Annotated in this window: 26 protein-coding genes and 1 pseudogene; 14 read left to right on the top strand and 13 right to left on the bottom strand. The window is 34.1% G+C overall.

Features of this window, described 5'->3' with window-relative positions; translation table 11 throughout:
• Window positions 1-781 precede the first annotated feature (781 nt).
• From NFRAN_RS04100 to NFRAN_RS14300, 3 genes are all read right to left on the bottom strand, one after another.
• Complete coding sequence (locus NFRAN_RS04100; protein ID WP_134483213.1) at window positions 782-1,012, bottom strand: hypothetical protein; 231 nt, start codon at window positions 1,010-1,012, stop codon at window positions 782-784.
• A gap of 63 nt (window positions 1,013-1,075) precedes the next feature.
• Complete coding sequence (locus NFRAN_RS04095; protein WP_134483212.1) at window positions 1,076-1,426, bottom strand: hypothetical protein; 351 nt, start codon at window positions 1,424-1,426, stop codon at window positions 1,076-1,078.
• 37 nt (window positions 1,427-1,463) lie between these two features.
• On the bottom strand, window positions 1,464-1,586 hold the full coding sequence (locus NFRAN_RS14300) for a hypothetical protein (protein ID WP_269472309.1): 123 nt from the start codon (window positions 1,584-1,586) through the stop codon (window positions 1,464-1,466).
• Between the two features lie 625 nt (window positions 1,587-2,211).
• On the opposite strand from NFRAN_RS14300, the gene NFRAN_RS04090 reads away from it, so the two are divergent.
• A complete protein-coding gene (locus NFRAN_RS04090) occupies window positions 2,212-3,177 on the top strand; it encodes a radical SAM protein (RefSeq protein ID WP_197731114.1) in 966 nt (321 codons plus the stop codon).
• Between the two features lie 1,292 nt (window positions 3,178-4,469).
• Here the strand turns inward: NFRAN_RS04090 and NFRAN_RS04085 are convergent.
• The 3 genes from NFRAN_RS04085 to NFRAN_RS14295 all read right to left on the bottom strand — a co-directional run bounded on the left by NFRAN_RS04085 (window position 4,470) and on the right by NFRAN_RS14295 (window position 7,526).
• On the bottom strand, window positions 4,470-5,021 hold the full coding sequence (locus tag NFRAN_RS04085; RefSeq protein WP_197731113.1) for an NADPH-dependent FMN reductase: 552 nt from the start codon (window positions 5,019-5,021) through the stop codon (window positions 4,470-4,472).
• A 576-nt stretch (window positions 5,022-5,597) separates the two neighbouring features.
• The gene (locus NFRAN_RS04080) at window positions 5,598-7,274 is read right to left on the bottom strand and encodes an FAD-dependent oxidoreductase (RefSeq protein ID WP_134483211.1); all 1,677 of its coding nucleotides are present in this window, start codon (window positions 7,272-7,274) and stop codon (window positions 5,598-5,600) included.
• 129 nt (window positions 7,275-7,403) lie between these two features.
• The gene (locus tag NFRAN_RS14295; protein WP_269472308.1) at window positions 7,404-7,526 is read right to left on the bottom strand and encodes a hypothetical protein; all 123 of its coding nucleotides are present in this window, start codon (window positions 7,524-7,526) and stop codon (window positions 7,404-7,406) included.
• A 178-nt stretch (window positions 7,527-7,704) separates the two neighbouring features.
• Between NFRAN_RS14295 and NFRAN_RS04075 the strand changes: the two genes are divergently transcribed.
• Window positions 7,705-7,887: a hypothetical protein gene (locus NFRAN_RS04075; RefSeq protein ID WP_134483210.1), complete on the top strand. Its 183-nt coding sequence runs from the start codon at window positions 7,705-7,707 to the stop codon at window positions 7,885-7,887.
• A 282-nt stretch (window positions 7,888-8,169) separates the two neighbouring features.
• On the opposite strand, the gene NFRAN_RS13605 is transcribed toward NFRAN_RS04075, so the two are convergent.
• Together NFRAN_RS13605 and NFRAN_RS04070 are read right to left on the bottom strand one after the other, a co-directional pair.
• Window positions 8,170-8,316, bottom strand: a complete 147-nt coding sequence (locus NFRAN_RS13605; RefSeq protein ID WP_172602103.1) for a hypothetical protein — start codon at window positions 8,314-8,316, stop codon at window positions 8,170-8,172.
• A gap of 68 nt (window positions 8,317-8,384) precedes the next feature.
• Window positions 8,385-8,621: pseudogene (locus NFRAN_RS04070) on the bottom strand (PKD domain-containing protein); the annotation flags it as partial.
• A 146-nt stretch (window positions 8,622-8,767) separates the two neighbouring features.
• Here NFRAN_RS04070 and NFRAN_RS04065 point away from each other — a divergent pair.
• The 5 genes from NFRAN_RS04065 to NFRAN_RS04045 all read left to right on the top strand — a co-directional run bounded on the left by NFRAN_RS04065 (window position 8,768) and on the right by NFRAN_RS04045 (window position 10,984).
• A complete protein-coding gene (locus NFRAN_RS04065) occupies window positions 8,768-9,178 on the top strand; it encodes a hypothetical protein (protein ID WP_134483208.1) in 411 nt (136 codons plus the stop codon).
• Window positions 9,179-9,488: 310 nt separating this feature from the next.
• Window positions 9,489-9,773, top strand: coding sequence for a hypothetical protein (locus tag NFRAN_RS04060; protein ID WP_134483207.1), 285 nt, complete (start codon window positions 9,489-9,491; stop codon window positions 9,771-9,773).
• Between the two features lie 15 nt (window positions 9,774-9,788).
• On the top strand, window positions 9,789-10,037 hold the full coding sequence (locus NFRAN_RS04055) for a hypothetical protein (RefSeq protein ID WP_134483206.1): 249 nt from the start codon (window positions 9,789-9,791) through the stop codon (window positions 10,035-10,037).
• Window positions 10,004-10,249 (top strand): hypothetical protein, encoded by a 246-nt coding sequence (locus NFRAN_RS04050; RefSeq protein ID WP_134483205.1) that lies wholly within the window; start codon window positions 10,004-10,006, stop codon window positions 10,247-10,249. Before NFRAN_RS04055 ends, NFRAN_RS04050 begins: the two co-directional genes overlap by 34 nt.
• A 453-nt stretch (window positions 10,250-10,702) precedes the next feature.
• Window positions 10,703-10,984 carry a hypothetical protein gene (locus NFRAN_RS04045; protein ID WP_134483204.1) on the top strand — a complete coding sequence of 94 codons (282 nt, stop codon included), beginning with the start codon at window positions 10,703-10,705 and terminating at the stop codon, window positions 10,982-10,984.
• A gap of 276 nt (window positions 10,985-11,260) precedes the next feature.
• Here the strand turns inward: NFRAN_RS04045 and NFRAN_RS04040 are convergent, their stop codons facing one another.
• The gene (locus NFRAN_RS04040) at window positions 11,261-11,902 is read right to left on the bottom strand and encodes a hypothetical protein (RefSeq protein WP_134483203.1); all 642 of its coding nucleotides are present in this window, start codon (window positions 11,900-11,902) and stop codon (window positions 11,261-11,263) included.
• Window positions 11,903-12,012: 110 nt separating this feature from the next.
• Between NFRAN_RS04040 and NFRAN_RS04035 the strand changes: the two genes are divergently transcribed.
• On the top strand, window positions 12,013-12,579 hold the full coding sequence (locus NFRAN_RS04035) for a hypothetical protein (RefSeq protein WP_134483202.1): 567 nt from the start codon (window positions 12,013-12,015) through the stop codon (window positions 12,577-12,579).
• Between the two features lie 695 nt (window positions 12,580-13,274).
• Here the strand turns inward: NFRAN_RS04035 and NFRAN_RS04030 are convergent.
• Both NFRAN_RS04030 and NFRAN_RS04025 read right to left on the bottom strand, forming a co-directional pair.
• Window positions 13,275-15,062, bottom strand: a complete 1,788-nt coding sequence (locus tag NFRAN_RS04030; protein ID WP_172602102.1) for a S8 family peptidase — start codon at window positions 15,060-15,062, stop codon at window positions 13,275-13,277.
• 380 nt (window positions 15,063-15,442) lie between these two features.
• On the bottom strand, window positions 15,443-16,057 hold the full coding sequence (locus NFRAN_RS04025) for a hypothetical protein (RefSeq protein WP_134483200.1): 615 nt from the start codon (window positions 16,055-16,057) through the stop codon (window positions 15,443-15,445).
• A 313-nt stretch (window positions 16,058-16,370) separates the two neighbouring features.
• On the opposite strand from NFRAN_RS04025, the gene NFRAN_RS04020 reads away from it, so the two are divergent.
• The gene (locus NFRAN_RS04020; RefSeq protein ID WP_134483199.1) at window positions 16,371-16,670 is read left to right on the top strand and encodes a hypothetical protein; all 300 of its coding nucleotides are present in this window, start codon (window positions 16,371-16,373) and stop codon (window positions 16,668-16,670) included.
• Window positions 16,603-16,983, top strand: a complete 381-nt coding sequence (locus NFRAN_RS04015; RefSeq protein ID WP_134483198.1) for a hypothetical protein — start codon at window positions 16,603-16,605, stop codon at window positions 16,981-16,983. The genes NFRAN_RS04020 and NFRAN_RS04015 overlap by 68 nt, the downstream gene beginning before the upstream one ends.
• Before the next feature lie 304 nt (window positions 16,984-17,287).
• Here the strand turns inward: NFRAN_RS04015 and NFRAN_RS04010 are convergent, their stop codons facing one another.
• Window positions 17,288-17,734 (bottom strand): DoxX family protein, encoded by a 447-nt coding sequence (locus tag NFRAN_RS04010; RefSeq protein WP_134483197.1) that lies wholly within the window; start codon window positions 17,732-17,734, stop codon window positions 17,288-17,290.
• Between the two features lie 884 nt (window positions 17,735-18,618).
• Here NFRAN_RS04010 and NFRAN_RS04005 point away from each other — a divergent pair.
• Complete coding sequence (locus tag NFRAN_RS04005) at window positions 18,619-19,101, top strand: DsrE family protein (protein WP_172602101.1); 483 nt, start codon at window positions 18,619-18,621, stop codon at window positions 19,099-19,101.
• Between the two features lie 388 nt (window positions 19,102-19,489).
• Entirely contained in the window at window positions 19,490-19,759 is a 270-nt protein-coding gene (locus tag NFRAN_RS04000; protein ID WP_134483195.1) for a hypothetical protein, read from the top strand.
• A gap of 815 nt (window positions 19,760-20,574) precedes the next feature.
• Here NFRAN_RS04000 and NFRAN_RS03995 read toward each other — a convergent pair.
• Window positions 20,575-21,246, bottom strand: coding sequence for a plastocyanin/azurin family copper-binding protein (locus NFRAN_RS03995; RefSeq protein ID WP_134483194.1), 672 nt, complete (start codon window positions 21,244-21,246; stop codon window positions 20,575-20,577).
• A gap of 1,168 nt (window positions 21,247-22,414) precedes the next feature.
• On the opposite strand from NFRAN_RS03995, the gene NFRAN_RS03990 reads away from it, so the two are divergent.
• Together NFRAN_RS03990 and NFRAN_RS03985 are read left to right on the top strand one after the other, a co-directional pair.
• Window positions 22,415-22,672 (top strand): hypothetical protein, encoded by a 258-nt coding sequence (locus NFRAN_RS03990; RefSeq protein WP_134483193.1) that lies wholly within the window; start codon window positions 22,415-22,417, stop codon window positions 22,670-22,672.
• A gap of 414 nt (window positions 22,673-23,086) precedes the next feature.
• Complete coding sequence (locus tag NFRAN_RS03985) at window positions 23,087-24,523, top strand: NAD-dependent epimerase/dehydratase family protein (RefSeq protein WP_197731111.1); 1,437 nt, start codon at window positions 23,087-23,089, stop codon at window positions 24,521-24,523.
• Window positions 24,524-25,481: the final 958 nt, after the last annotated feature.

The raw sequence follows: 25,481 nt of genomic DNA, 5'->3' as shown, positions 1-25,481 counted from the left end.
TCGTTTGTTATAGTTCATAAATCATTGACAGCCTGATAGTTTAGCTACTTTTGAATGTAGTATGAATGAAAATCCTTTATTTATTTTAAATAGATGTATATATTACTAATATTGATAACAAAATTAAATATAGGAAAATGGGTAAATATATCTTCATAAAAAGTTCACTCCTACCAATTTCAGATATTAAAGCTGATTAACTATAATTCTATTGCAAATGTTAGGTAAATTGAGGACACTTACAGAGTAGACATCTGTGATCGTAAAATTTTGGACCATGTGGTTCATTTCTGTGTTCAACCTTCGAATGGATGCAGTTTTTGCAGATAGATATTTGAAGACTATTTAATTTACTCACATTAAAGAATGGTATCATAGGTTATTAACCATCAAGTAGTCTGGTATGATATAATACCCACTAGGAAACCAGGCAAAGTATCAAGAATGAGATAATCTTCTCTAGTATTTGTATATATTGTTGAACGAAAGTTGGTAGACACAATTAACAAACACAAGAGATGTTTCACCTGAGAATCAATTTCTTTCTTTGAATGTTTCGGAAATCAAAATTATTCATTACAAATTCCCATGCAAGAGAGAGAGGTCTAGGAGGCATTCAAAAAAATAACTTTGAGTCAAATTTTCTAACAGTAAATCCTTACTAATAGAGATATTGTTAAAATATTTCCCATTAAAATCTGCTGTGATTTTAAAGTTCTTATCTTTATAAATATCATTTAAGGATTTAATAAATTGTTGCTTTATTTTTGTGCTTTTTATGCTACTTGGTGCTTTCTTTATCTATATTGTCAAGCCTCCAATGCCAACCTGCGACCACGCAGTTTTGAATTGCATAATTTTTAAAGTAATCTAAAGTTATCGAGATCGTTTTGCTGTTACTAAAAAAGATCCATAATCTGTAATATAGGCTTGGATGGAGATTATCTTTTTCTTCTTCTCTGTAAGACAAATCAGGCGCTTCATCAAACCATTTCTTTATTTTATCCATCATAGAACGATAGAATAGTTTTCCAATTTGTCGCCTTTATATGTGGCATAATCAGATCTTAGTAATTTAGATACTATTTACCTTATACGAAACAAACTCATTCCAATCCATATCGATTATTATGTTATTATCATCAACTTGCTTTGCTTTTGATTTTGGAATATCGTATCTTTGTTCATAATCTCCAAAAACTACTACTTTTGAATCAGTAGTCTCCATCATAAATCCTACAAAGCTATTGTCCGATAAACTAACTTTCTTGTTAAATAGGGAATTAGGAAATATGTTCAAAGCAGTTTCGTTAGTAGTTTTGTCCCCAACAAGCTCTATCCCAAAACCTGAATTTGCTGATAGTAGTATATCATTTCGATCTAAATGATACTTTTTTAGTTCACTATTTCCAATTAATTGCGTCATCTACAATCATTTACCTTAAATTTATGGTACAATACTATCAGGCGTTTTTTTTACTACAAAAAGCATCTATGACTTGATCTTCTATCTCATTGGCTGCAATAGCCTTGTAAAGTGAATGTGTTGACATCATTAAACCATTAGTAAATTTTTCGTTTTGCACATATAACATACGCAATTGTACCTATTAAGGAAATGATGGCGTATTTCGCTTAAAGTATATGTTATACACCAATTCAACCCTAAAATAAAATGAATCCCCGTTACGTCTACTTCCAATTTGACGATACACTCATTCATTACTAAGTAACAATTCAAATAACAATTTGTAATCAAAAATTAACTTAGTATTACCCTACTTAGAGATGATAGTGGTTAATAAGGAGTTTAGCACTTTAAGATATAAAATGCCTATGTTAATGTTAAAATGTAAAACCTGCGGTATAATTTTTAATGCAATATACATATCTAATATGAATGAACTTAAGACAGAATCCAAAAATGATTCTAATTTGATGTTTAATTGCTCCAGAAGTCACTTAAATCAATATTTACTAGAGGATTTTATAGATTTGTCCTGAACATTCGCGGGCCTATTTTATGAGTGGGATTTAACATCATTTAATATGGTGGCACTTTTTTATCCATTATACTAATTATCAACCATTTCTCTTGAGTAGGGAATGTTTCAATGAAACATCCTAGTTTATTCAAATCTTAAAGCAAGTCACTAAACAAAGAGATAATATTCTTAATATAATATCAAATGTACAAGTATATGAGTATTATTGGTAGATCTTGTATATGGATTGGGCATAACTGACATTATCAGAGATTTCCCTATTCATTTTAGTATGCTCAGCAAATACGTATCCATTAAGCTGTTTAAAACAAAACCTTTCATTTATGGGTCTGCAGATATTATCAACATATGTAACCTTCATTGTTCTCATTGTTATTGGTGGAAAACCAGAAGAAATGAAAAAGACGAATTAAGTGTAGAGGATTGGAGGAAATTAATCAATGATACTTTCAAAAAACATCACGTATACGTGGTTACTCTTGTAGGAGGAGAGCCCTTGCTGAGGCAAGATGTAGTCAAAACTTTCTGTGACGAAATGCCTAGACGTATATGTGTGGTAACAAATGGGACCTATCCGTTACCACAATTCAAAAATCTTTACTTTTACTGGGTCTCTCTAGATGGTACTGAACAAATACACGATAGCATAAGAGGTAAAGGAGCATATGCAAAAACAAAGAAAAATATTTTAGACTATATAGCAGGACCCCCTAGAAATGGCAAACCTGCTTGGAAAGATATTTGGATAACTATGACTATAAATTCACTGAATTACAAGACTGTAGAGGATTTAATTGCAGAATGGAAAGGAACTATCAATAAAATTGGATTTCAGTTTCACACACCGTTTGATGATAATGATCCTCTTTGGCTTCCATTTGGAGAGAATAGAAGTAAGGTGGTTGACAACATAATTGAATTAAGAAAAAGGTATCCTGATTTTATTATGAACACAGATGAACAACTCCAGTTAATGAAAGGATCAGGGGGTGGTACCAAGACTACTCCTATTGACTGTCCTTCTTGGGCAATTCTCTCTATAGATCACAAAGGAGAGACAAAGCAACCCTGTTGTATAGGAAGTTCTGATTCTAAGGCACTTAAACCGATTTGTGAAAAATGTGGTGTAGGATGTTATTCCATTTTGGTGGCCCAGGGTTTGAAAAATTAATTGCATAATGATCAATCTAGCTGAATTGGTTTTTTGCCATTTAATTCTCTACATATCTTCGCACAATTATCTAAATTTTAAAAGTAGTCTAAAAGTTAATTTTTGAATTATTAAGAGTTGAATTCTAACATCTGTGGTTTTATTTAAAAAAATTGGATTTTACATTTACAAGAACGATATTGAAAGGGTCAAAATTATATGAATGTCATGTATGTTAGACTAAAATGGTAAAACTTTACAGAATACAGTTAATAAAATATTCAATGATCTTCTCCACAATCTCCGCTCTTTTTATTATTTTCATTTTCAGTTATTACAAATTATAATGAGTAATAAAGCATAAATAATCAATTAAAGATTTACTAAACTCTAAGAGAACTAATTATTTTGAAATAAAAAAAATCAAAAAATTTTAATACTAATAATAGTAAATTAAGCATCCATATATCTTAAAGCCATAAGCACATTATAGTAAACAAGAATTAACATATGTGTCACCGATAATATATCTATACTATTTTGCTTTGTTGTATTTTTACCAATAATTTACTCTTAACATATTAATTGGGGTATTCCTCAAAAGGTTGTATATATTGCTAAATGCAAATTTCCTAGCAATTTACTATTGCCACAGTATCCTACCACAGTGTCAAGATATGGTTGCTTGACTATGACCCAGTTTCATATAACCATTATACTAAAGCCAAATCATTACATAATATTATAAGCTATGGACCCCATATAGAATTGTGAAACAAAGATTTTCATTAGGAAATAATTGCGAATGCATGTGTCATGGCAAACCCGGTATTGTAGATTTTTGTGGATACTGTACGACATCCCATAGAAATGTATTCTATAGAAATAGGACACAAAGATAACAATATTTTTACATTAGTAAACCCAATGTCCACTCCATTCAGATAGAATGGATCGTATATTATCATAAATGATTAGCAACCAACAAATTACTTCAATCCTTCACTACCTTATCTATTAATGCGAAGCTAACCCATAACCAATTTATATTGGAATTAAAACTCATCGTCGCTAATGAATTGATTCCAAACTTTTCACCCTTACAAATCACACCCTTGTTTAACTAAAATCATTGAATTTATACAATAAATAATAGATACAGATCCCATATACCTCGTGGATTCAAAGCCCACTGAATTTTGATATTGCCGTACGTTCCCGTGCAATTCTTTTAAATATGTTTTGAATTTTTATACATAATTATCAGTATCTAATATTTTCCCTAACTGCCAGCCGTCGACGGATTTACTATCCTAATGGATTCTAGCATCAATTAACGAAAACAAGGCTATTATGAAGCGCTGTAGGCTTTCACGAGTCTGGATATCGATAATAGTACCGCATGCATCAATTTTTCCCTTAATACCCTGGATCAATAAAGTGGTTTCAGGCGTAAAGGTCGCCATAAGGGTACGCATGATCAACTGCAATTCTTCATGACCTTTGATTCCGCTAGTGGAAGCAGTGATGATTCCTAAGGGTTTTCCAGAAAAGACTGTAGTGGTCACACACCATTCTATGGCGTTCTTTAATCCCGAAGGTATACTGAACAAGTACTCCGGCGTACTAATTATGACTCCATCCGCATCTTGGATAAGATTGCGCAACTCAACAATTTCTGATGGGGTTTGTTCTAGAGATAGATCCGGGTCAAAGTGCGGCAATGTTTTCAGCCGTTCGTATAACATTACCTGGAAAATATCTCTAGCTTCTGACCGAAGGTATTCCATCAATTTATGATTGGCCGATGACGCCGTGGCGCTTCCGATTATGGCTACAACGTTTTTCATAGTCAGAGCATACATATGCTTTTTTCTCCTTATTTTGCTTAACCAAGGGGCTTTCCTGGTAGAATACACAGGATTAGAGACCTCTTTATTAAAATCGTTCGCATATGTGCTTGCGTAATTTGATTTAGTTTTGGAGCATTTCCGATAGGAGAAATAAATTTATCTAATCTGTGAAATATCATGTAATACATCTAATTTGCATTCGGTATAAAGGATAAGGAATTTACCTTAAGGGACTGATATCGTCCTGAAGCCCATCGGGCCCGTATGATTTTGGGTATAATTAAGGTTATAACTAGTCTAGACAGCATACTGTTTTTGCATTATAGTGTATTGTTTTTGAAAGTCAGGTGAATAGTAAATATCACAAGCGATACAGGATATGTCTACTTTCATGAAAGATTCTTGGCGCCTACTCTAATATAATTAGAATTTAGGCCTTTATGACAGATAGAACATTGAGGAACTAGGACAACATCAAGATGGGATTTAAACGACGTTCGATAAACAAACACCCGAATTATATGATCCTTACGAGCTAATAAAGTAGTTTCCAATTATTACTATTAGCTTTATAATCTATTCAATCTGTTATTCTTTAAGCACATTGTGAATAAATGAAATGGCAACTGATCCTTCTCCAACCACAGATGCAATCCTCTTGATGCTGCCAGCTCGAACATCACCAACAGCAAATATTCCAGGTAAGCTGGTCTCAAATGAGTATGGTTGTCGGGCAATGGGCCAGCCCACTGTATTTAGATATTCTGGTAACAGATCAGAACCGGTCTTGATAAAGCCTTTTGAATCGAGAGCGAAACGGCCGTCAAGCCAGGTTGTGTTTGGAACAGCGCCTGCCATTACAAACACATTCCTAATACGATGCTTCTCTATTTTATTAGTTATGTGGTTTTGCCACTCAACAGATTCAAGGTGAGTATCGCCTTCAAGTGTTATTATCTCTGTGTTAGTATGAAGTACTATTTTGGAATTATCTTCAATTCGGCGTACAAGGTATCGTGACATGTTCTCGGCCAAGGCGGCAGATCTAATGAGCATATGTACATGCTTTGCTGATTCGGATAAAAATACAGCAGTCTGGCCAGCTGCGTTTCCTCCACCAATCACAATTATTTCCTTGCCTTTGCAGAATTGAGATTCCAAAAAGGAAGCACCATAGTAAACACCCATACCTTCAAAACGCTCAAGGTTTCTTAAGTGTGGCTTCCTATATTTTGCTCCAGTGGCAATGATTATGGTTCGAGTAGGTATTCGAGCACCACTCTCACTTTCAACTATGTATGGTTTGCCATCACAGGCGAGTCTTATACCTTTGGTGATAAGTATTTCTGCACCAAACTTTTGTGCTTGCGTGTAGGCTCTATTTGTAAGTTCTAGACCCGAGACACCAGTTGGAAATCCCAGATAATTTTCAATTTTTGAACTTGAACCCGCTTGGCCACCAGGCAAACTGGCTTCTAGCACTAAAACGTCAAGTCCTTCAGAAGATCCATAAACTGCTGCAGCTAATCCAGACGGACCAGCACCTATTATAACGAGGTCCCTCACTGAGGTCTGATTAATTGTTTCATTAAATCCCAAAGTGTCCGCCACTTGCTGGTTATTGGGATTTTTCAGTACTAACTTACCCCGATAAATCAGAACGGGTATATCGTTGATATCAATATGGAAATTATCTAATAGATTTTGTACCTCTGAATCATGTTCAAGATCTATGTATTGATATGGATGTCCGTTTCGTGTGAGAAATTCCTTAATCTGAAATGTACGAGCAGAATTGGGAGAACCAATGAGCACAACATCACCAACTCCAGCAGCCCTCAATTCTACACTTCGAAGAATGAATGCACGCATCAAGATCTCCCCTATTTCGGGATCACTTTGAAGCAAAGCCATTACTTGTTGACGATCCATTTCAATTACGTTACCTGATTTTGTCACACGTGCACGAAAAAGGGCACGACGTCCAGAGAGCATATCGACTCCTCCTGTAAATTGACCAAAGCCGTGGAAGGTAGTAATAAGGGTTTCAATTTTACCTGAGGGACGAAGAACCTCGATTTTGCCAGATTCAATTACAAAAAAAGGAACGATGTTATCGCCCTGCTCGACCAAAATTTCTCCAGCTTTAATTACACGTATATGACCGTGCTTTCGTATTCGACCAACCTGTTTAACAGTTAATTTAGGAAAGGTTCGCTCAACATGAGATCTAGTAAACGGAAGTCTCCTGAGGTCATTGCTCATATAATAACTTCCATCCTTTCTTTAAATGGTTATTAGGGATAAATATCAGTAAGACATGGATAGAAAGAAAAGTAAAATACGGCAAGACGTCTTTGGCTAACAAAATACTGTAAATTTGAGGAATCATTTTCAATTTTCAAGAACACGATATGAAACACTTTTTCCTCTTTCCTTACATCCACATATTCTGGCTACTACCTTATACGGTGTTTCACTTTCAATCAAGTTCATTATTCTATCATCATTAAACATAGTTTAAAAGTGACTATATTCATCCTAAACTTCGAATGTCATTAAACTAATTAGGCATAATCCAAGTCTACAGATACCAACAACGAGTAGATTAATGATATTTTGCTAGTTAATAAAATGGAGATGTTAATGATCACGGACTATTTACTTTATATCGACACTCTGGAACTCATACAATATGCCCAACTTCCTGTTTCAACCGGACCCGATTGACGCATATGAGTTTTATTCGATTCCCGTTGATATTCACTTGGGGATAGTCAAGATACCAACAAATGAGCTTCTGCATGACGACGCAATAAATAATACTGAAGCTATTGTTGTTGGAACCGATAGAAAAGAGGTCGTAAATAGATTTTAGACAGTATTTGCTCACAAGTATCAAAGATATGGGAAACTAAAGGAATCAGAAATAAGACCTATGGACTACGCTGCCAAACAAGTATGGTCTAGAATAAGGAAACACATAAAGAAAATACTTGAGTGAATTAGTACGGCTGTCCAACACTAACCTGTATCCATAGTTAAACATGATTGGAGATAAATTTTGTTTATAAGCGCAAAATCGCAGTATCAAATAACTGATAATTTCATAGGGGTCTTGCATCTTATCCACGCCGCTCAGATGCAAGACCATACTTTTCTAACACTTTAACATTTCTCTGATGTTTGATGTTAATTCATTCTCGCGCTTTATCAAATCACAAACTAGCTTGTCATTGTCGGGTTTATTGTCTGTCAAGATATCTCTGATTTGATTTGCGGAATCAATAGAGTTTGTTACATCCAAAGGATTCTGGGTTATGCCTTTCAAAAGATCTTCTATTGTTTTGGGTTCCTGATTGGGTGGCGGATTTACTACAGGTTAACAGTTATTACTACTTCGTCGGGTTCGCTAACGACACATTCTTCATTGGTCGCAGTTAATTGAAAGATTAGATCCGTTTGCTCAATTACATTAGGTGCGGTAAATGTTGGATTTGAAGAAGTAGGATCATTCAAAGTGACTTCGGGTCCTGAAGTTTGGTTCCAAAAGTAGTCTAATTGAGAGCCATTTGGGTCTGAACTATTACTGCCATCCAATTGAATTATATCGTTACTACTAACTGATTAGTTAGGACCTCCGTTTGCAACCGGTTTAACGATCAACGAGGATTTTCCAATATTATCTTAATATAGTTATATAGATAGCCTTAAGGGGATAACGATATTTAATAATCCTCTACTCTGAATATAAATGAATGATTTCCAAAGAAAACAAGTTATTTGAAGAAGTGGATAAACCAGAAGATAGTAAAATTGTATCCGAAGACAAGAACTCAGGAATCATAAACCGGGAAAGTAGTTGGAGTGGAAAGATAACTGGTATAGGTGTATTTCCAGGTGGAATAATAAGAGGTCGGGGAAATTCAACAATATATAGAAATGGTGTATCTATTTCAAACTGGCAAGGAATATTTACCACTGAAAAGGGTCAGGAAATTACATTTGTTGGAAAAGACACTAGTAAAGGAGGTAAGAATTACATAATACGAACATACTTTACTGATGACAAGGATCTGAAAGAACTTGATGGACTGGTCTGTTTATTGGACGGAGGATATGATTCCCAAAGCAATTCCTATATATGCAGCGGTTATAAGTTAATGTGAGGTTATTTATCTAAAATATTTCCTTAGTCTATTCTTCCAACATCGGTCTTATCCTCTTTGTTATTATTTTGTTAATGTCAAGACGATAGGAGTGTTTAACGAAGATAGAGTGGTGTTTATTTGGCCCCTCGTTTACTAATGATACACATGGCCGTAAGCTAAGTGGGGGCAAAAGGCGGGATCGCAGGTTCAAATCCCACACTTCGCATTCGCTCATTCTGGGTTTTTATCCACTATAAGAACAACGTATTTGCAATATTTTTGCGTTTTATAGCAAAATCCCTATTGCTGAGGATGAACTGTTATATATGTGGTTGAAATTGTCCGAGTGCACTTTATCGATGGGTTAGATCATCCAATACCGACAGTAGGAATGGTGTCCTATCTTATTGAGGCGAATCCTAAAGACTATACTCTTGTTGGCAGGTGTTTTAGATACAGCATTCCAATGTTCGAGCCCTACTTGTCAAATATGGGTGTTGATATTAATGATATAAATCGAATTGTTCTTACACATCTGCATCCAGATGATGTTGAGGCTGCTAATGAGCTAAAGCTAAAGCTAAAGACGAGTGCCAAAATATATTCACATTAGATAGAGGCCATGTACTTGTCACACGAATTGCAGTATCCAGGTCAACCTGATAGAGTGGCCATTGAACATGTTTTAAAGATAATGGAAACTAGTATTGACAAAGTAGCAAGAAAGTTCGGCAACATGAATGTTGGTCCAATTGTAATTGATGAGCTATTAAAAGATGGTGACACTATAGGACACACACTTCAAGTTATCCATACACCTGTCATACACGGGGCCATATTTGTATGTATGATAGAGAGCGTCGAATCCTCATCTTAGGTGATGTTCTTTTTAATTCTATTCTAAATATTGGGGGACTCTTTATTCCTCCAGCTGCAGTAACAAGAGATTACGAAACCTCTATTATATCTACAAAGAGACTCTTGAATCCAAAAGTTGATGAACTTTTGTTAACATACCAGTCAAGTCCCATACTTGAGAATACTCCACAGATGATAAAAAAAGCCGTGACTACTGCAATTACACAATAAAATACTACAACAAATGACAGATTGTTTCTATATAATGATAATCGGACACTAGATTTACTAATTACATTTCCGAAATTGAATTGCAGACCTTAAGTTCATGTCGTTGCTACAGAGTATATGTCGATTTCAATCCTCCAGAGAGATTAATTCCAAGTTAAAAAGTGTCGGTGCTTACCATCTTTTAGAACAATACTAAATTTTATCATCTGGAATTGGGTACTCTGTTAGTGAAGTATACTATGATTCAATCGTTATGATTTGAATAATAGCACTTCCCTCCTCCTGAAAACAAGATACTTGAGAAGCTCATCATGTAATATTATGTGATGTAATTATTAAAATTGATTTACCTACCTATTTCCATACTGTGATTCTTATTCTGTATTCTTTGTTAGCAATGACATAATAACAATTAGCAGAAATAGGTACAACTAATCAGCTGCGTCTTTTATTATGATTGGAATGTCAGTAGTGTATGTTGAATATATGAAAGATGTATTCTCTTCCACCTTGACCATGGGACCAGATACTCGCGAAGAATTAGATAAAACATTAATAAATGTTCCTTATACTGAGATTATATTAGATTTTTCTGGAATTAAATCCATGAGTTTTGAATTTGCCAAAGAATACTGTTCAATCAAGAATAAAAGCAATAAAACAGTAAACGAAGTAAATTTACCACTTGAATTAATGCCAATAATGGATAAAGCGTCAGAATGTAATTCATTGTAATAATAGTTTTCGGAGAGGAAGGGAACCCTCTACAACACTAATATTTATGAGGAATCCAATAATCTACTAAAACCGTAGAGTTACCTATGTATGCAAAAACTTTGAACAAGGATTCTATTTATGCTTAGGTTTTTATCACGATGAAAGATTATAACAAAAAATTTGTTCAAATACCTACAGCTTAATCACTGAAATAAAAGTCTCACTAATTGCGGAAATGAACTATCAAGTGAGAAGTCAAAAAACTATAGAAATCGAAAAATAAAGAGATGTGACTCATTGAGGATCTGTTGAGTTTGCTTGATTACCACCACCACCACCACCACTGCTACTGCTGTTACCTTCTGTTAATGATGTTACCACACCCATCAATGGAAGATTCACGAAATGTCCTTCAGTTTTTGCTGCATCAAAGGATATGTTCAAAATATGTCCGTTGATCAAATATGCTATAATTGGAACATCTTCCCATACATTACCTGTTTCTACTGTTCGGATATCAGCTAGCCCCTTAAATTGTGTATTATTGCCAACCAAGACAATCTCGTTATTTCCTGTAATGTTTGTTACTGGAGTGACATCGGTTAATCCTTCTATTACGTGAGTTTCAACTTCGTGACCTAATAATGAATGTCTGTTTAGCTCGATTTTAAAGTCTTGTACTTGTCCGTTTGACACATCGAGGCTCCAATCTCCACCTATTACAAAATTCAAATTGGTATCCTGAGAAGCATTTAATTTTTGCATGGCTTCAGGTGACAATACGAGATTTCCCATATAGCCTTCAGCACTAAATGTATTTATCCCTCCGGTTGGTTGAGCGATAACAACATTATTGTTATTCATTGACATAGTCAAAAGAATTGCTGCAGTAAACATCACTGTACTTGCTAGTAACAAGCGTTCAGTTTTTGTCATTATTTTCCTTAGATATCCTAGTTATTTATCGAGTATGAATTAGTTGCAATTATTTAATGCAAAGTCATACATTGTACAACATTATTATACTTGATTGATGATGTTTTTATATGTCTAAAATCATGATGAACGGACAACACCTGTATCGCAAAAAAGTTAGTGAGAGTATTACTTTGCGATTTGACAAGGCGATACTTGATGAATTACGCAGCGAATCAGAATTAAACATGGAGAGTGTCAATACACTTCTAAATCGGATAGTAAAGTCATATATTAAATGGCACATGCCGGCCATCCTGGCCGGCATGTGTCATGTCAATAAGTTTCTCTATAGTGACATTGTAGAACAACTTTCTGATGAAACGTTAAATAGAATAATTGATAATTTTGCTCAACATCATTTTGTGGATACTATAGAGATTTTTCGTGAAAAATCTTCAATCTCTCATTATGTTGACTATTTGCTAACCTGGCTTAAAATTTCAGGTTTTAATTATAGGATTGATGAAGATGATGCAAATCAAATCGTCATCAAGATTCAGTTTGACATGGGTCTCAAATTTAGCAAATATATTTCAACCAAGATAAAGATAATACTTCAGACATTAAGACAAACTGGAGTATGGGTTAAATATTCGGACCATATGGTTATGGTGGGAATTCCTTCTTCATCTTAGTTATTTCGTATTTTATTAGTTTTGGTTCTGTGCCTTTATAATGTGGTTGTGTTGCAAAGAATTTGCTATGGTAATACATATTCACTATAGAGAATTCGTTATACTTCCTGAACAACTATCAACCAGTGTTTATTTGACAGTATTGTGAATAGATTTAGTTTAGTAATTTACCTTTTGACTTGATATCTCGTTATTAAGTCGAGTAATTTATTCAGTTTGCCCGCAACCCGAAACGGTTTACCAACCAGTTGCGGGAGATAGCAGTGTTTAACGAAGATGGAGTCATATTTTGTTTGGCCATTTGTTTTCTAAAAATATACATGACGAATACGAAGTGCGGTCGAAAACGGGAAGGGTTCAAATCCAGTACTTCATATATATACTGAGATTTATTATGTTTCTTCTTGTCAAATTAACAAATAAAAAAACCATGTGGTCTGTATAAAGAAATCACAGGGTTAGAATGATCCAGTAGGCTTTCACATATACACATGATGTGAATTGTTCAACATTGGCATAGGTACATTTCTATTTTTTATTATTATGGAATATTGTTTTTTGTCTTGTTTTAAATCAGAGGGGGTTATTAAGAGTATTAATGATTTATCCGGGTGTTTTGGATATATTGCTAAGTTAAACAACATGCTATAGCACCTGATATAGCACATGAAAAAAACATGGGGAAATGTGACCACTTACCTACACCCAAAGAAATTTCGAAGTGATGATCCGTCGCCAAGTAGATTGCAAATACTATTTCCGTTGCTGGGGTTGTTATTTGTGGGTTGCACCGTAATTCTGACATTATCGCGTTCACTTTTTATGTTGTTATTATTTGTCACCTCGAGTTCAAAGACAAGATTTGTTGTTGTAGAGGTTTCTGGTGCCCTAAATGTTGGACTCTGAGAGGAAGAGTCACTCAAAGTGACCGAGGGACCAGAGGCTTGAGTCCAGGAATATGTTAATGGAGAATTATTTGGATCAGAGCTGCGACTACCATCGAGCCTTACTGTACTACCGCTATTTACCGTCTGATCAGGTCCTGCATCTGCTTTTGGTGGTTGTTGTACGACTACCGGACTGTCTGTTACCCCAATATTTCTTACATATAAAAGCGGCTCTCTAAATTGATCTTTGTCGCCAGTAAAGTATCCGTGCCCGTTCCCATCGCAAGTTGTACTTGCAGTTGTACCCTTATTTATCAATTCATTATACACAGTTGAAGGAGATGCATCTGGGCTTTTGGCCATGAATAAGGCCGCAGCGCCAGCAACATGTGGTGATGCCATGCTTGTTCCGCTAATTGTAGCATAAGTGTTACCCTTGTAAGTAGAATAGATCTTTGCTCCAGGGGCTGCAATATCAACTATTGAGCCATAATTGCTAAAACTAGATAGTGTATCGTCACTTCCATAGCCTGTGCTTGGTCCTTTTGAACCACACTTTCCATCGCTATCGCCTATTGCTGATACCGCAATTACATTAGGATTATTTGCTGGTGAGAAATTATGGGCATCCTTTGCTCCGTTTCCCGCTGCCACTGTAAAAACAATCCCTGCTTTGACTGCGTTGTTGACTGCAGTGTCAAAAGCAGTAGATTTACATTCGCAACCCAAGCTAAGATTGACAACCTCAATTTGATTAGCGTTTTGGGTAACATAGTCTATACCTTTTATAACTGTAGACAATGGGCCAGTTCCCTTGCTATCTAGGACTTTAATAGCCCAAAGTTTTGCACCCGGAGCCACTCCTACTGTACCAATATTATTATCCTTAGCAGCAGCAATTCCTGCCACATGAGTACCATGCCCATTGTCATCATCAGCAGAACTTGAAACAAACGATTTTTGATGGTATACGTTCAGATCAGGGTGGTCTAGATCAATTCCTGTATCTAAGATCGCAATATCTACATTCACGCTGCCGGTACCATCACCGGACTTTGTGTAACTCTGATCTGCGTCAATCCTGTTTATTCCTGTTGGCATAGCCTGTGCGAATCCTTCAACCACAACATCTCTTTCCACATAGTCAACAATAGGAATTTTTTTAATTTCATCTATGATTCTTTCATTGGTCACATGGATGACAAAACCGTTCAGAACTTTCTGATACTCATATATTATTTTGATCTCATTCAAATTTACCTTACTTGAGATTTGTGAGAAAATCTCTGATATGTCTATATCATTGTTCTTTAGTACTACAATATACTGATTTGGGATCACATTTCCCGGTTCTGTATCAGGATTAGAAAAAAAGGAGTAAGGAAGTTCTGTGTAATCACGTATAATAGGGGTGACGTCTTGATTTTTATCTCTATATTGAAGAAAGCCAGATATTTTATTTAGGTCATTTTCTATTATATTTTCACCATTACTACTAGCAGAAGCAGAATCTAATGGTGGTATGTTTGTTATTCCTATGTCTATGCCTTTGACATTTGTTATCAATCCAATACCATGAAAACTTGGAATTATCAAAAATAATATCAAGAATAATTTAATATATCCTTTGCTATTGCCCTTCACAAATTGTAATTAGAATTTGTTAATTTATGAAATGCTTAAGACTTTAAGACTTTAAATTTCCAGATCTAGATTATAATATGTTCTACAGATATCAAAATTCATAATAATATTACTGATGATAATACCTCTCGCATCAATATTTTTGATAAATCCACAAACGAAACTATGTCAAATTGAATATTAGTTGTCTGCAGATATCTTAATCAAGTTTAACTGGTTTTCAAATTATTCTTGGACTGCCACTTTTTTTGTCCAAATAAGTACAACCTTTATGAATATCCAATTTTTCCTTAGTTACGATAGGATCTTAAAAATACCAGTCAACGCATCTTTCAATTTTCTTTCAAATCATGCTCTTGCAAGGCGGCCGAGGCATATTTTATCTTGATTATTAGAGCTATTCCGAGCATAATGTACCCTATATTGTAAAAAATATCCAGAAATCTGTTTGTATCAATAATATTAAAAAGATCGTTGAATCCGAACACGAGATCAGCAACAAGAAACATGAATCCAAAGAATGCAAAGAAAATCCAAAAATTATATTCCCTTTTTAATGATATATCTTTTCCTCTTAGGAAATAAGCTGTTGATGCTAGTATTATAAGTGTGTCAAATACTGGATAGCTAAAAAGAAGTATTAAAGCTCCTACATCGTTACTAATTTGATATATTTCAAAAATAAATATTGCTACGTACAATGAATAAATGATAAAAAGAGAAAATGTAATTAAAGCACTTATAATCATACCAGGTTCTATTTTATACGACCTGTTTAGGGAATAAAAAAATAAAATAAAAAATATGCTCCCTAACAAATAAAATAAATCTGCAGGAGATGGATACGCATCTATATGTAAAAGTCCATCGTAATACCCATACAAAGATTCTGCAATAAACCAGCATACTACAGCGGATAGAATAAAAAAGTAAATTTTGTCAATCATGTGTTGTGAGTTTTTTGACTTTTTTAGATATATGAGGATCAAAAAGGTCGCCATAGCAGACGATAAAATAGTTGGAACATTGTACTCTCGATAAGAACCTAAAAAAATATAACAAGAATGAACATGCTTCTATAAAGATAATAATAGCTATCAGATTTCTCAGTGACAGTATAGGAAAGTTGACGTGCAGAATCGGATTTATTGTCCGCAATATATTATCTTTTAGGATAATTATGAATTCCCTGATTATGTGATTATACGGCTCTGTTCATTTAACGATAAACCTATAGCTTGAAAGCATTCCATTTCTTTTATGCTTACTAGAAACAGAACGCCTTCAAAGTATGTATATTATGGGTTGCATTTGTACTTTTCAGGCCTATCGTTAAGGAAAGCCTCGGAAAGATTATCTCAGATATACAAGAGAAATCACGTTTCCATCTGGAATTGGATTCAAAAATACAGGCCTCAAAAATTGAAAGCATCAAGAAGAAGAATTCTAGAATATATTGTAGACGAGACCATGTTAAAGGTGGGATCAGAGTTTGTCTGGCTCTGGGTTGCAACTGAACCAGACAGAAAACAGGCAAATTCTCGCACTGTCTATCTCTAAAGAAAGAAACATGTTTGTAGCTGAAAGATTCATTTCAGATTTAGTCAAGATTCATGGAATTCATCCAGTTTCGACTGATGATGGAGGTACTTGGTATCCAATGGCCTGTAGATTCTTAAATCTCGATCATCACATTCATTCCTCTCTGGAGAAAAGTCTGATTGAAAGAAAGATGCAATACATAAAGGATAGAACCGAAAGTTTCGATGACTACTTTCCTTGTAGAATAAAGAATTGCAAGTTAAAGCATGTACGGAATTGGCTGCGGCTCTTTGTAGACTATCATAACAATGAAATAAAACATATTAAGTGAACAGAGCCGATTATATTACTTAACCCATTAGATTCAATTTAACGACTTAGATTTCTCACCTATGTCTTTTCTTTCATCCTGATACCAGAGACATATTCTAATTTGTAGAAGAATTTCTTGGGGTTCTGGAAATTCGTCTTCAAATAATTTGGATTTGAAGAAATAAACTTGATAGTTGCTACTGCATTTGCGTCACATCATTTTCTGTTCTTATTAATGGCAAGTATATTTCTCAAAATCAAAATTGTGATCCATTTTATTATTTCTTACCGTGGTCTCTGGGGTCGCCTAGTTGGTAAAGCATTCATTTGGTGCTGGAATCTCTATTATCTTTACTATGAGATATCTTCGGAAAGATCTCATGTTTTAATAAATCTCTCTCTATAGATAACCTCCCGGGTCCTGACAGTAGCAAACTTATTGAAATAAACATTAACAACAAATCGACCTCGTATCCTCCTTGACCGAGAAAGCTATTACCTGCTTTTATTATTAGTATCGCGCAAATCATTTCTATTATAAAAAGAATTGCAGTTATCCTTGTAACTAATCCCAGAAGTAATAATACTCCGCCAATTACCTCTAACAATCCTACAATTATGGCTAACTCAGGCGGAATCCCTGCCGAAGCAAAAAAGCCTTGGGTTCCTTGCAAATTTTCAAATTTAGGTAAGCCATGAAGTATGAAGGCAATTCCTGCTATTATTCTTATAGGTAATGGGGCAAAGGTAGAAATCTTAAGCAATGACATTATTAAAAAAAGGACTATTACCCTTTTTAAAGTTACCAAAAATTCTAATTTTGGTGGGTGAGCGGTTGAATAGTTTTACCTCAAACCCTGCTTGAATGTTGCATGATCTGGTTATAGACATCATCTTGACAATAACTCTAACCTATTAATGGATATTTTGTTTGGTAAGATTTCCAAATATGACATTTGTTTTTTCACAAGCTGAAATAGAGGATGTTCAAAAGACGTGTTAAATGTTTGATCTAATTTATTATACAATGCATAACTATCTACACCTAGCCTTGCAGGTCATTTTATATACTGCCCAACATGTGTGTAATTTTGCTGGATGATATTGCGCCCAAGTGATGGGTTCTGGATCGACATTCTTTTTTAAAGCCGAATCTTTTATAAGTCGTGATATTTTCGGTTTTAGGTTCCTAGCTGTATCTAGTACTGTTTAGGTGATAAAATCAAATTTTTGCCTCATCTATTTTTTCTACAGTAATATTACTGTCTGGTATTATAGTAATGATTATTAAATATCGATGTAACTCTACACCAAAGCAGAGATCAGAGGGATACATATTAATCAGTTTAAGGGTTTGACAGTCTATTTCGTATATTAGCATACTTTCAGACATCTTTCTAGCATTTATTTAAATCAAGCCAGAAGGCTTGATTTGTTTTAGAAAAGTGGTATTTAATCTACAGATGTATTGGGAATAGGATTTGTTCAACTTAATTTTTCTATATAGAGGATCATATTTCTTCCTAATCCTTAATCATATTGATTCTACGTTGACGCTGTAATAAACTATTATTAATTAGTTAAAATGTAATAAAACAGATTGATGACTTCAGCTACTTCAATTTTAAAGAGATCCGTCTATGTTTGCAGTTTATTGATTCTTCTTATAGGTGGATACCTATTTGTCCTACCCAATGTTGGTAATATCTATTCATATAATTTCAATTGGTTTTCAGAAAATAGTATTTCAATTGTATTTGCACAAACATCAGCAAGTACCATGGATAATATGAACAAGACGAAGCTAGTCTATCATTTGAGTAGCGACGAACCTTGGAGAGCAACTATTGCACTACTGGACTCTCAAACTATGCTTAAAATGGGTTATAATGTTACTTTAATGCTGAGTATAGAGGGAGTACAGCTTGGTGTAAAGAATCCGCATCAATACTTGGGACTACAACCACTAATAAAGAATGTATCTGATTTCATAAGTAAAGGCGGGCAAGTCATAATTTGTGAGACTTGTCTTAAGATAGCAGGTTACGATAATACTGATATAATCAATGGTTCCATTATAGGAGACCCCAAAATAATGGCTAATTTGCTTAACCAAACCACCGTTGTGGACTATTAATAACCTAAATCATTCCTCTTATTCAATTATGCTAAGCAATCAACTATCCAGATAATATCTCATATACTTGATTGTCATAATTGTACCATTTAACAAATGGAAAAAAGCCTGCCTAGGCAGCCAACAGCGTTGACCTTCATCACATTTTCCCGCCATGAAAGCAGTCTTAATTAGCAAAGAACAAGTATTATTGGAAATCTGTTCATCCTATTTATTTTACCATACTATATATCTCCTCAACATCTCTGTTCTTGTAAATTTTTGGTTCATTTTTCATTTCATAATATTTTTTTGAATGATGATTCTATGATTTAGTTTAATTAAATTTAAGCAGTAATTAGCATCCAAACTATGATATAATTAATTTCGATTATACATTTCGATTAGAATGAGCAACATAACAAAAAACTATAAGGTCGGAATATTTGCGATGTTTATTGCAGCAGCCTTAATTGGTTCAGTAGTAGCCCTAGGTGACAACTATGCATACGCTGGCGGAAAGAAGAAACACAATGATGCAGAACAAGAAATTGAACAAGGTCAAGCAAACGAACAAAATGCACAATGTGTATCTGGAACATTTTCACTGATTGACTGTAACAACTTAGGCTTAGGATTACAATTCCAAGACGGTAACATCGCTGCCGGACAGCAATAAACTCTCTTTTTTTGTATTATTAAATTAATGAAATAATTAGAATCTATTGATTTTTCATAATGCTGTTGGTAAATTAAACTAATGTATATTTCGTCTTTGTTGGGCATATTTCATTTCAATTGTTATTTTCAATTGGTAGTAAAGTAACGTAATGTAAATTGTTACTAGTGTATTGTTTCGATTACAAGTTTAGCAGATAATTTTTTCGAGTAAGATGGTGATCTAACGAAGATACACAAATACATTTGATGCAATTTGTGTATTGTAATACTTGAGTGGAAGGGTGTGCCGGTTAAATTCAAGTCGTGGTAAGCAGGGGGGGGGTTTCTCATTTATTAATTTACAAGCTGAACACACGTGTCATCTACAAATGGGGGCTAGGGTTGGAGCCAATGTCATGTGGTAGTGGTACAATATCTACTCTTTTGCAAAATAGATTGTATCTAATGTTAAGATCATTTTTCATCCATACATCATTTCTATTAGGCTAATTCATTTTCCATAATGCTGAAATCAAACATGCATACATATGCTTTTTTGGCATTCTCATGGATAAAGTATTTCTGTATGTAATATTATGAATATCTAGGAAATAATAAGATTTGTCAATTCTCTCACATACGTAGTAACATGGTAGTAAAAGGAGTTACTATGACAATATTTCTAAATCAAAAAAGGTAACGACGAGAAACAAAAAGGATAACGGATCTAGCTTCTGAATTTATTGTAGTCAGAAATGTTTATACTATTATTTTAATACAAAAAAAGAAAAAGGGAAAATAAGTAATCAAGATCTTTGAATCTATATCACTATCTTATGATACTGTCACACTTCCTGTCATCCACGGATGGAGTATACATATGTAGTGATATGTTCCAGAATTTGTGAACGTTACACTAAAGGTATTTCCTGTGCCTGGGTACTCTTGTTCAAATCCATTTGGTAAAAACCAGCCCGAGTTAACATATTTTTCTGTCCCTGTCAAAGTATAGTTTGCATTTGGAGCCATGAAATTTACATTCTCTGAAGAGTTAATTACAACTGGATTAAATGTACGTGCATTTACTGCAACGATGGTATTTAAGCTATCTTCACCTGGAATTATGATCGGTTCGTTGTTTGAGCCAGGTGGCAACGCAGTAAACGTGGTTGTATTGGAAACGCTTAATGGAGATACTACTCCTGCAGTTTTATTTGCATCCAAGATAAAGGTAACCGTATGAGGTTCTCCAACTGTTGTGGGATTATGCCAGGTAATTGTTTGACCTGCTTTAACTTCTACGTTTTGAGGGATGAATACAGTTAATGGAGCTGTGCCGTTTCCTCCACCTGCGGCTACACTCACAGATTCACTGTCTTGTGTTTGATTTGTAGTTGATGCTAAGACCGAGTTAGTGTGGATACTATCTATTGATAATATTGCTAGGGTTGATATTGCAATTAACCATGCTAATATTATTGTCATTGATTTAGATGATTTTGCCATCTTCAATCGCTATTGTATTTGCTATTTGATATATTTTTTTGCGTCTGCCGAAAACAAATATGTATATAATTTATTAGTCTTGTCCAAGTATTGGATCAAGTAACTTTAATTAACTTAGTTTTGGAACCTTTCTTGATATCCACCATCTTTTTCTCATTTATAGATTTGCCAAAATCCTACACATAGAAATAATCCTTTAGTCTAATCTGGCCTACAATACACCCACGTGCCTTTTCTAATGTTTTCATTATGTTTTGGGTAGGTTTGTCTATACACTGGGCTTTTTAATCTTTTTCTCTAGAAATGGTATTTTAAATCTTTGTCTTCAGAAATTGATTCTCGTCACTCTCTCTCGTCTTTGCTCCTTTGTGTGAAAAATTTAGTCAATGATCAAAAAGTAACTTCGAGCGAGATTTTTAGAATTTATCTAACATTAGTTGTTTCTTGTATTGCTATAAAATTTGGACATCCTTCTGATATTATAAGTCCTTGTGATTTAGCAAGAAACATTCTTGTTGATCAGACCTCCTTCCTTACTATATGCTAAGTTAATTTTTGAGAAAGTCATAAATTTAATTTGCAATTTTGACTGTAGAGTTAGGGGGGGAGTACCTATACTAATTTCAATATGTTTATTTTTATTAATTTCCATAATCTCAATCAAATTACACATAATTGCTTTCCTTTTTGTTTGTATGAATAAAGTATCAAGGTGGTAAAAAATTTTGTACATGTTTTACTAATTTTTATCAAATTGATCGATCTCTCTTTTTCCTTATTTTGTTGTTATTCTCTTACAAAGGTTGACTTTTCCTTTCTTATTGATCTCTAGTATGCCCTCGTATTGATTTTGTCGATTGTTCTGAAATGAGGATGCCAATAAACCTATACCAAAATCATGTTTATGACAAGGACCATACTTATCAGATCGTTAAAATCTTTGATATTAAATTGATATCATGACTCGTTATTGGCTATTGTAAGAAATTCTTATATAACTGTGACTATAGGTCGATGATGGATTTTCGACTATGGGTACTGGCAATTACGTTGACAGTTACATCCTTGGCCTTGGCTGCCTCAACAAAGTAGATTGTATATCTTTTTCTCATCATCTTTTGCAACTCGGACCATTATTTTTTATCTGTGAAAGCACATAAATGAGGATTTGACACGCTTTAATACATCGGTGAACTCTGTTAATTTATCACCAACAAAAGATAAAGATGTCATCCGTTGGATAATTGAAGTCAAAAATCTCTCAAAGCAATATCCGGGTAAACCTGAGTATAACGATCAATATTCGATCACCAGGAAGTCATACAAGGGCGAAATTCTACTAGAGTCACAATCCATCATAGTCAATAAGAAAAATCTCCTTCAACTACGAGATAAAATAGATACTTTACTAAATGAATGTATGTAAAGGAGTTTGGTCACATGGAAAAAGGATAAGAGGTACATCTTCGTATATACATGTAGGTAAATATGCAATTCTATAAGATAACATCAAATCTCAGGCTATTCATACACTGGTTAAAAACGAAATTATCCTCAAAGCCTAAACAATCCAGCGAAGTTAGTACTTGATCCATCTCTCCCTCTCTGTTTTTTTTGTACATTCTCAATAAGCAAAATAACCTCCAATTTTTTCAATTGTCATGCGATTTCTTAAATCGGGATAATCTTTGAATTTACCAAGATAATTATATTCTCTGTATAAATTATGAAAAGACAACATAGTTGTTGTACATATGTCTATCTCTTTAACACGTATTTTTGTAACGTATTAGAATCATATACATACGATTTAAAATGATGTTAAACACATTAGTTCAAATTGGAAATTGACTTTCAGTACCGAGACCAGAACAACGGCAAGAAGCTAAAAATTCTAGTTACAGGTGCAAGTGGCTTTATCGGAAGTAGATTGCTACGGCAATTAATCAAGGCTAATATTGAAAATTCAGGGAATCAAGCAACCCGGTATTCAATACGTTGCTTGACTCGCAATAAAAGTTCTTTTAATACTTCTAACCATTATGAAGAAGATGGTTTATCATCAAGAGTCGAGGTAGTCGAAGGAGATCTAAGTAACTATGAAGATTGTTTAAAAGCTCTAAAAGACATTGACATTGCATATTATCTGGTTCATTCAATGGAAGGCTCTACAAAGGATTGGAAAAAATTTTCAGAAAAGGAACAAAAAACTGCTGAGAATTTTACAAATGCAGCGGATCAATGTGGGGTCAAGAGAATTATTTATTTAGGGGGGTTAACTCACAGTAAAGAATCCGAACTTTCTCAACACATGCTTAGTAGGAAACTTGTAGGGGATATATTAAGAAGATCAAATGCGGAGGTGACGATTTATCGAGCCGCGGTTATATTAGGAAGTGGCGGTGGTTCTTTTGAGATGTTAAGATATCTTGTCGAGAGATTGCCTATAATGATTTGTCCTAAATGGGTGTTAACTAACTGCCAACCAATATTCACTGATGATGTAATTACTTACCTTTATAGATCAATTGAAACACCTCAAACCGAAGGAAAAATATTCGACATAGGTGGTCCAGACATACTTACTTATCTTGACATGATGAAAATATATGCTAGACTTCTCAAAAAATCTATCAAAGTTTTGATCATTCCGTTTTTGACTCCACGACTCTCATCATACTGGGTTGATTTGGTTACACCAATTAAAGCATCGTTGGCAAGGCCTCTAATTGATAGTCTTAAACATGAAGCTATTGTAAAAGATGATTTGATAAACAAAATTATTCCTATAGATCTTAAATCGTTTGAGGCTTCTTTAAGGTATTGTATTGATGAAGAAAGTCGGTATACAAAAAAGAAGGATAAATCCAATTTTAGAAAAGAGCGAACATCCTTATCATCCAACTACCGGATTTTGTTGATTTCTCTGTTCCTGCTTTTAGCTATTGGCACAACTTATTATTTTTTAGATACTAGGACGCAATTTCTAGAACCTTTCTGGCTTTTCATTGCAGTTGTTTGGTATCTACTTATCTTTGTTTCAATTTACTTTGTCCGTTTTGGAGCAAGATTGGGTGCACTAGTGGCAGGACTACTGGGCTGGGGAAGTCTAGGATTCTGGTTGCTGGATATCTTTCAGATGGTTGCTGGATACTCTATCATGGTGCAAAAACCAAATAACCAGGAACTTTGGAGAGATATCATAGGAATAATTGTGGCATCTTTTACCATTATGTCATCACATAATATCTTTCATAAAATACGGCTGTATACTTAACTAGGGTGGGGGATTAGATAATATTATTGCATGGCCATAGTAATTTTATTTTGAAACCCATTTTGTTAATATTTATCTAAAATATATCTTTTAAAGTGATTTTGATTCAGTTTAGGGGTCATTAGGATTAATCTTATTACATGGTATCTGATTATTATTATTATGGTAGGATTTTTAATTATAAATGTGGACTTACTTGAAATGATCTTATTTTGATTCTGTTATCTAGTAAAAAGCTATGGTGATCCAATAAAAGTGATTTATTTTACAATTGCAACGTGGCTTATAATACTAAGAATGTTTGTAACATCAATTTTATGATGTAATACCAACCCACAGTGAGGGGTCATTTAGTATTAAGTTCAAACATTAAAAAATAAAAAGGGAAACAAATTATAAAATTGAACAACTAATTTTCAAAATATTCATAAAAGAGCGATTGACCAGAGAAATAGAAATAGTGTCCAATTTTAGGTAACTTTCGTGTTCACTTTGAGAATTATGAGATTACGTGTTGAAGTTAATATTCTTCAACCAAATTGACATCTTTTGGGAGATTAATAGAATGAAAGGAATATTAAATACATGTATGACAACCTACAAGGTGATATAATACTTCATCATGCTAGTGGAAAATACAAGGAACTTTCTCAACAAGAATAAATTACTAATATGAACTCATAAAGAAGAACATCTTTTTTGTCATGTAAAATACTATTGGAGGGATTTCTGAATGTATTTTATTTATTCTTATGAATTCTCGTAACTTCCTAACTTGGGTTAATAAATGAAATCCATCTTATATCCTTTCTATATTTATATGTCTCTCTGAAAATCCTCTCCTGCAAATCGTCTATCACAAAAGGTATCGAATGTCATAGAACTTATGTGATACTTGAAGAGCCTAAATTGAAAACATAAAGACCGCGATTATGAAGATTACCTCGAACAGTTTTAT

The sequence above is a fragment of the Candidatus Nitrosocosmicus franklandus genome (genome assembly GCF_900696045.1).
In the GTDB taxonomy this organism is placed as follows: Archaea; Thermoproteota; Nitrososphaeria; order Nitrososphaerales; family Nitrososphaeraceae; genus Nitrosocosmicus; species Nitrosocosmicus franklandus_A.
The sequence above is the reverse complement of the archived record's forward strand: the minus strand, read 5'-3'. Positions and strand labels throughout refer to the sequence as shown.